8 protein-coding genes and 1 pseudogene are annotated in these 7,103 nt (G+C 40.9%); 6 read left to right on the forward strand and 3 right to left on the reverse strand.

Annotation, left to right across the window (positions count from 1 at the left end; all coding sequences use genetic code 11):
- Both VFM80_RS12215 and VFM80_RS12220 read left to right on the forward strand, forming a co-directional pair.
- Window positions 1-621, forward strand: a pseudogene (locus VFM80_RS12215) (ABC transporter ATP-binding protein); the annotation flags it as partial.
- 18 nt (window positions 622-639) lie between these two features.
- Entirely contained in the window at window positions 640-1,167 is a 528-nt protein-coding gene (locus tag VFM80_RS12220) for a hypothetical protein (protein ID WP_395072109.1), read from the forward strand.
- Between the two features lie 144 nt (window positions 1,168-1,311).
- Here VFM80_RS12220 and VFM80_RS12225 read toward each other — a convergent pair whose 3' ends face one another.
- Window positions 1,312-1,734, reverse strand: a complete 423-nt coding sequence (locus VFM80_RS12225; protein ID WP_395072110.1) for a VOC family protein — start codon at window positions 1,732-1,734, stop codon at window positions 1,312-1,314.
- Window positions 1,735-2,011: 277 nt separating this feature from the next.
- Here VFM80_RS12225 and VFM80_RS12230 point away from each other — a divergent pair, with 277 nt between their 5' ends.
- From VFM80_RS12230 to VFM80_RS12240, 3 genes are read left to right on the forward strand one after another with little or no spacing between them, the layout of a single operon-like run.
- On the forward strand, window positions 2,012-2,938 hold the full coding sequence (locus VFM80_RS12230) for a bile acid:sodium symporter family protein (RefSeq protein WP_395072111.1): 927 nt from the start codon (window positions 2,012-2,014) through the stop codon (window positions 2,936-2,938).
- Complete coding sequence (locus VFM80_RS12235) at window positions 2,931-4,199, forward strand: lysophospholipid acyltransferase family protein (RefSeq protein ID WP_395072112.1); 1,269 nt, start codon at window positions 2,931-2,933, stop codon at window positions 4,197-4,199. The genes VFM80_RS12230 and VFM80_RS12235 overlap by 8 nt, the downstream gene beginning before the upstream one ends.
- A 55-nt stretch (window positions 4,200-4,254) precedes the next feature.
- Window positions 4,255-4,788, forward strand: coding sequence for a superoxide dismutase family protein (locus tag VFM80_RS12240; RefSeq protein ID WP_395072113.1), 534 nt, complete (start codon window positions 4,255-4,257; stop codon window positions 4,786-4,788).
- A gap of 17 nt (window positions 4,789-4,805) precedes the next feature.
- Here VFM80_RS12240 and ptsP read toward each other — a convergent pair whose 3' ends face one another.
- Both ptsP and VFM80_RS12250 read right to left on the reverse strand, forming a co-directional pair.
- Entirely contained in the window at window positions 4,806-6,515 is a 1,710-nt protein-coding gene (gene ptsP / locus VFM80_RS12245; protein WP_395072114.1) for a phosphoenolpyruvate--protein phosphotransferase, read from the reverse strand.
- Window positions 6,516-6,527: 12 nt separating this feature from the next.
- Window positions 6,528-6,800 carry an HPr family phosphocarrier protein gene (locus VFM80_RS12250; RefSeq protein ID WP_395072115.1) on the reverse strand — a complete coding sequence of 91 codons (273 nt, stop codon included), beginning with the start codon at window positions 6,798-6,800 and terminating at the stop codon, window positions 6,528-6,530.
- Window positions 6,801-6,977: 177 nt separating this feature from the next.
- Here VFM80_RS12250 and VFM80_RS12255 point away from each other — a divergent pair.
- On the forward strand, window positions 6,978-7,103 hold a 126-nt coding region (locus tag VFM80_RS12255; RefSeq protein WP_395072116.1), incomplete at its 3' end, for an Asp-tRNA(Asn)/Glu-tRNA(Gln) amidotransferase subunit GatC.

A 7,103-nucleotide genomic window follows, 5' to 3' on the forward strand; every position in this document is an offset into this window, starting at 1 on the left:
GGTGGAGAAAAAAGTCGGCTTGCTTTAGCTAAAATGCTGCTTTCCCCTGCCAACCTGTTAATTTTTGATGAGCCGACAAACCACCTGGATATGAGCAGTAAAAATATTCTGCAACAGGCCATTCAGCAGTATGAAGGGACATGCATCATTGTATCGCATGACCGGGCATTTTTGGATCCTATCGTAAATAAAGTACTGGAAGTGCAGCCGGGTTATATCAAGACATTTCTCGGGAATGTATCTTATTACCTGGACCGAAAGAAAGAGGAAGAAGAAGCAAAATCTGCCGCCCCTGCCGCCAAAAAACAAAGTGAACAGGACAACCAGCTTTCACGAAAAGAACAACGTAGAATTGAGGCAGAACAAAGAAATGAGTTAAGCCGCCGCACCAAACCGATTCGAAAGAGAATTCAGGAATTGGAAAAAGAGATCGAAGAAAAGGAATCCCGAAAAGCAGAAATTGAAGAGCTAATGGCTCAGCCTGATTTTTACGACGATGAGGAAAAAGTGAAAAAATTCTCATTAGAATATGACCAACTCAAAGCCGACCTTACCGATCGGTATTCTAAATGGGAAGAATATCAGCAGCAAATAGAAGTGATAGAAAAAGAAATTCAGTAAACAGTTATCAAATAGATTATGAATTTGAAAGGCTTTGTATTTGGGATATTTCTATTGACAGCAACTGTTGCTTGTTCCACAACAGATCCTGCTTCAAATGCGGCTGTAAATTCAACCAAACCTCAACAGCCGGAAGAAAGAATTTCGCTTAATATAAATGAAGTGGTCTATTTTGATTTTTTTAAATATGACACCCTTTGGACCGGCAATCTTACTGTTTACACCATGAATTCCGAAGGAGAGAAAGTTATACAATCCGAATATGTATCAGCTCAGGACAGTTCCTGGAATGATTTTAACAACCTCGTTCAATTTTTGGATATCTATGAAATAACACCTCAAAATGAGATCGAAGATTGGGTTCCGGATTCAAGTCAGTTACCGAGACGTGTGTATAGTTTCGAGGTTTTTGATGGCGACACCACCCGCTCCTTTTCGTATCAAGATCCCATCAACGGAATTCGCGATTTTTGGCAGGCTCAGAGTTTACTTACTTTTGTAACGTTTATTCAGAATGACCTGAAATGGGTTGTAAAGCCGGATTAACCAATAAATCCGCTCCAACGCAGAGCGTGTGGAGCGAGTTGTTTTCAAGTTTAATTATACTGTAGTTTCCTTTTCTCTCAGGCACTTTCTTTTCAATAAGCCCCTCCAGTTCTGGTTCCTACGCTCTGGGCTGGAACCAACCATCTACTTCGCAAAGATCTGACTCTTATCCCCAAAAGCTTTGAATTCCAGTGCATTTCCACTTGGGTCAAGAAAGAACATCGTAGCTTGCTCGCCGGGTTCGCCCTTAAAACGAATGTAGGGCTCTATCACAAATTCAATGCCTTCTTCTTCCAGTTTTTCAGCAAGTGCCTTCCATTCGTCCATTTCCAGGATCACCCCAAAATGTCGCACAGGAACTCCTTTTCCATCTACCGCATTCATAGCTGACTCTTTCGCCTCCTCGGGACTTAAATGCGCTACCACCTGATGTCCCCACATGTTGAAATCGATCCAGGAATCAGAACTTCGGCCGGTTTCACAGCCTAACAGGTCGTGATAGAATTTATAGGATTCTTCGAGGTCTCGTACCGGAAATGCAAGGTGAAATGGATTGATGTTTCTCATGATAATTTCTTGATTAGGTTAAATTCCGGTTCAAAATAATAGATACTTGTTTTATAAACCACAGTTGGATACGGTGTTTTTGTGCTAACGTGTTAAGGTGTTACAGTGTTGAGATCAACCACTGTAACACCTTAACACTAAAACACCGAAGCACTTTAATTATCAACACTCCTTTATTACCCTACTTCCAAAAATCCCCCATTCGAGTATCTAAAACTTTTCGTATCCTTGAGTGGCTTTAAGGTGAAATTAACGCACACCAAAATCAGAGACCCCAATGGGTGAATCTATAGATGCTCTACAACTAAACCTAGATAGCGGTGGGCTGCACATCATGAATGTGTCGCTGGCCATTATCATGTTTGGGGTGGCTTTGGAACTCACTGTTAATGACTTCAAAAAGGTTGTCAAAAACCCGAAAGGAACTCTGGTCGGTCTGGCTTCTCAATTTTTTCTGCTTCCCGCACTTACATTTTTATTAATCGTATTAATGGAACCACATCCCAGTTTTGCATTAGGGATGATGATGGTGGCCGCTTGCCCAGGTGGTAACATCTCGAATTTCTTTTCTCTGCTTGCCCGTGGAAATGCTGCACTCTCCGTTAGCATGACTGCCTTTTCTACTTTCTTATCCATTTTCATGACTCCGTTCAACTTTGCATTCTGGGCGAGTATGTACGGGCCAACCAATGCTATCCTTACTGAAATTCACCTCGATCTGTTTGAAGTCTTCCGGATCATTATCCTCATTTTGGGAATTCCTTTGATCCTGGGAATGACTCTCCGCCATTTCAAAGATGAGCTTTCTCAGATCATTTCACCCTACATAAAAAACTTCGGGATCATCTTTTTTGCAGGATTTGTGATCGTAGCCTTCAGTATGAATTTCGAGAATTTCATCAGCTATGTAGATTTGGTTATCGTCCTTGTTTTCTTTCATAATGCTATTGCTCTAATGAGCGGATACGGCTTGGCATATCTCTTCAAACTTAACCGCCAAGACCGGAAATCCATTTCTATAGAAACCGGTATTCAAAATTCGGGCTTGGGATTATTGCTTATTTTTAATTTCTTTGACGGCCTCGGAGGCATGGCTTTAGTGGCAGCCTGGTGGGGCATTTGGCACATCGTAGCCGGGCTCAGTATCGGATGGTACTGGTCAATTGGAAAATCAACTTTACAACGCGTCTTCTCTAATGCGTGAAAAAAATTATCTCTGGTATCAATTCTGGCGGTACACAGTAGTAGGCAACGGTCTGCGCTTTTTTTATAAAAAGCGCAAAGTGGTTGGACGGGAAAACCTCCCTAAAGACAAACCAATCCTTTACGTACCGAATCATCAGAACTCCTTCATGGATGCTCTGCATGTTGCTACAACTACAAAACCTACCATATACTTTTTAACGCGTGCACAAGCTTTTAAACCAGATATTGTCGGAAAGTATTTGTGGTCCATCAATATGATGCCTGTTTACAGGGTTCGTGATGGGTTTAGCTCAGTGCAAAAAAATAATGAGATCTTTGATAAGTGCATCCGCTACCTGAAAAACGGCGACACTATACTCGTATTTGCGGAAGCCAATCATAATTTAAAACGGCGAATTCGATCCTTGAGTAAAGGTTTTACCCGCATCGCATTTGGAGCTGAAGAAGAATACAACTGGAATTTAGATCTGCAGATCATCCCAGTTGGGGTAAACTACTCAGAACATCAAACTGGTGGGAACACGGTACAAGTTAATTATGGAAAAGCGATCCCGGTAAGTAAATATCGCGAGCTATACGAAAGTGATGAAAAAACCGGCGTGGACAACATGAAGCAGGATGTTTCTGATGCCATGAAACAACTTGTTTTTCATGTGGAAGACCTGGAAGAATATCCTCTTCAAAAGATCTTATGGGATGACCTGGAACCTGATGATCTAAAAGTTATTGACCCTGATACTGCCAACGATCGTATCAAAAAAACAGCTCCCCATATTACTGAGGAACTATTAAACGAAGCCAAAGAACTCGATAAACTGGCCGACAGAAATAAAATTAAACTGAAAGAAATAGCTTATGGGAAAGGCTTAACTTTAAACGACTTTTTACTCGCTCCGCTTTATGCTTTTTCTTTTCTGAATAATATCATCCCCTATCAGCCGGTTCGGTATTTGATCAAAAATGTGATCAGGGATCGTGCTTTTGATGCCTCAATTAAATTCTTAGCCGGTATATTTTTACTGCCATTGTTCTATATCATAACAAGTTTGATCCTGGCCATTTCAGGAGTTGACAGCCTTTACATCTGGATCTATGTTGGTTTAAGTATTCTAACAGCTCCATTATTTATCAAAGCCAAAAATTTCTTCTTACCAACCTCTGCCAAACGATTGAAGAAGAAAAAACCAAAGCTTTATAAAAAGATCAAATTACGTTTAGAGACATTCAAAGATCTGCGATCTTCCATTTTAAATGAATGAAGCACAATTGTTTAGTGTTGAATTATCGAACTAAACACAAAATTATATCATATTTATGAAATTCATTACTTTTTTAACTGCACTATTTATAGTTGCAGCCGGATGCACAGAAACTGTTGAACAAGAGACTACAGAACCCACCTTTGAACATTCTGAACTGGTTGCTACTGTTATGCCAGTGGGCGACAGTGATGTTTCAGGATCAGTTACTTTTACTGAATCTGAAGAAGGTGTAACTATTCAGGGAGACTTTGAAGGACTTGAACCAGGAAATCACGGATTTCACATTCATGAGTACGGAGACTGCCGTGCTAATGATGGAACAAGTGCAGGTGGGCATTTTAGTCCTGCCGGAAACGATCATGGTGCCCCCACTGACACAGTACGCCATATGGGTGACTTAGGGAACATTGAAGCCAACGAAAACGGTTCTGCAAATATCGACTATACCGATGATACAGTAACATTGGAACAAATTTTAGGACGCGGCATCATTATTCATGCCGGTGAAGATGATCTGCAATCACAACCATCAGGAGCTGCGGGAAATCGTATCGCATGTGGTGTGATAGGAATTGCCCAAAACTGATCTGAGCTCACTAATTTTCACTTCCATTCTTCGTAGAACTGTTCAAGTTCTTCGGAGGATGAAAGTTCTATAGCTTTATTTGCCAATCGTGTAAAATCTTCAGAAGAGCGGGAACTCAGCAATTCGTTTATTTTAGAGATGGATGTAGGAACCATACTCAGTTCTCTGATTCCTAATCCAAACAAGCATGCAGCCCCGATCTCATCTCCGGCAAGTTCACCGCATATACAAACTTCTACGTCTGCCTTTCCTGCTCCATCCACCGTCATTTTGATCAACTTTAGTACCGAAGGGTGATAATGTTGAAACAAGGTATGAATACGTTCATTGCCTCGATCTACGGCAAGAGTATATTGGGTGAGGTCGTTGGAACCGATACTCATGAAATCTACTTCTTTTGCAAAATGATAGGCTGATAAAGCCACACTTGGTACTTCCACCATCAACCCAAGCGGCACATTTTCATCAATATCCATCCCTGATGAAAGCAGGGCTCCCTGTACTTTTTCAATTTCATTTCTGATCTGACGAACTTCATCGATCACGGAAATCATAGGTACCAAGATCTTCACCCGCCCCGGATGCTTACCTGCTACCGTAAGTATGGCCTGAAGCTGACTTCGCAGTAATTTCTTCTCATCCAGCAATAACCGAATTCCACGCCACCCTAAAAATGGGTTTGCTTCTTTGTGAGGACGACGGGCATTTTTATCTCCGCCAATATCAAACAGCCGAATCGTTACAGGTCCTTCTGTGCCCGAAACAATTTGCTCATAAAAAGCTTCTTGTTCCTCAGCACTTTTACGTAAACGTTTCCCGAACAGCAAGCCTTCCGTTCTGAGAAGTCCAATGCCTTGTGCCCTGTTTTCGCCAATATTATTCAATTCAGCTTCAAATTCGATATTCGCCATCAATCTGAAAGGTACTCCATCTTCTGTTTCAAAGTCCTCATCACACTTAGACTTTACCGCTTTCTTTTGGGCTTTTAGTCTTTTCTTATAATCGATGAGTGTATCCTCGGAAGGCTGCAAAACCAATACTCCCTCATCAGCATTTAATATAACCGGCTCACCTTTAACAGCTTCCTTGGTTGCACGTTTTGCATTCACAATACACGGTATTCCCAATGATTTAGCTATGATGGCTGCATGAGCAGTTGTCCCCCCTTTCTCCATTACTAAACCGATAGCCCCATCCTCGTAATAAGCTACCAGATCGGTAGGACTTATTTCCCGTGCAATAATTACAGATCCTTTCTTGATGGTTTTTACATTCTTTTGATCACAAACTTCAGCTATGAACCGGTCACGGATATCCTCAAGATCAATGATACGCTGCCGGAATAATTCTGAACCGCTTTCCTTCAGCTTCTCGATGAATGTACAATAGGTTTGATAAACGGCATAATCAACACTTAGGAGCTTGTTATCAATGATATCAAACACGCTTTTTTCCATTTCCGGATCTTTAATGATCTCGCGCTGCGTGTCGATTATACCGGCTGTTGCAGCATCTCTTAATCCACCTGACATTTCTTCAAGTCCGGCTAATAGATTTTGCTTTGCCTTATTAAATCTTTTTTTATGATTTGCTACATCTTTTTCCTTAATGGAAGTCGGGGTAACGGTTTTTGACTCTGAACTGATGATCACCGCTTCACCTATAGCTATGCCGGGAGCAGCTTTTTTACCTTCTATCGTAAATTGTTGATTTGTAGAAGTGTTCATTATCAAAAAGGCTTATTCATCATCCATCCCGAATTTACTCTCCACTGCTTCAACAATGGCTTCTAAAGCTTCCTCCTCATCGGCACCATCAAGTTCGAGTTCAAGCTCTGCCCCTTGTTCTGCAGCAAGTGTCATCACCCCTAATATACTTTTCCCATTAACCCGATATCCGTAGCTATGGATATAGAAATCGGATTTGAATTTACTTGCAAGTTTTACAAGCTGGGCTGAGGGGCGGGCATGCAATCCCGCCGAATTTTTTATAGTAATTTTCTTTTTGATCATGAGATTGAATTAGTCTCTTAAAATGAAAATAAAATCAGCAACATGCCAAGTTTTTGAACCTAAAATATTGTATTTCCATTCTGATAGAACTATATAGATAAACTTCCGGAAAAACCGATTAATCTTTCACTTAATGTTTCTTAAATTCAGGCTTAATAATTAATCCTATATAACTTTATGTCAGTTACCGAAAAAGACGTACAATACATAGCCAATCTGGCGAGATTACAGCTCAATGATGAAGAAGTGAAGTCATTTGCCGGGGATATGAATAAGATCCTTGGCTATATGGATCAGCTCAAT

Origin of the sequence: Gracilimonas sp. (genome assembly GCF_035704785.1) — a bacterium.
Lineage (GTDB): Bacteria > Bacteroidota > Rhodothermia > Balneolales > Balneolaceae > Gracilimonas.

Bases quoted from the DNA above. Each gene is read 5' to 3' on its own strand.
- VFM80_RS12220 (WP_395072109.1), top strand. From the start codon at position 640: ATGAATTTGAAAGGCTTTGTATTTGGGATATTTCTATTGACAGCAACT.
- VFM80_RS12225 (WP_395072110.1), bottom strand. From the start codon at position 1,734: ATGAGAAACATCAATCCATTTCACCTTGCATTTCCGGTACGAGACCTC.
- VFM80_RS12230 (WP_395072111.1), top strand. From the start codon at position 2,012: ATGGGTGAATCTATAGATGCTCTACAACTAAACCTAGATAGCGGTGGG.
- VFM80_RS12235 (WP_395072112.1), top strand. From the start codon at position 2,931: ATGCGTGAAAAAAATTATCTCTGGTATCAATTCTGGCGGTACACAGTA.
- VFM80_RS12240 (WP_395072113.1), top strand. From the start codon at position 4,255: ATGAAATTCATTACTTTTTTAACTGCACTATTTATAGTTGCAGCCGGA.
- ptsP (WP_395072114.1), bottom strand. From the start codon at position 6,515: ATGAACACTTCTACAAATCAACAATTTACGATAGAAGGTAAAAAAGCT.
- VFM80_RS12250 (WP_395072115.1), bottom strand. From the start codon at position 6,800: ATGATCAAAAAGAAAATTACTATAAAAAATTCGGCGGGATTGCATGCC.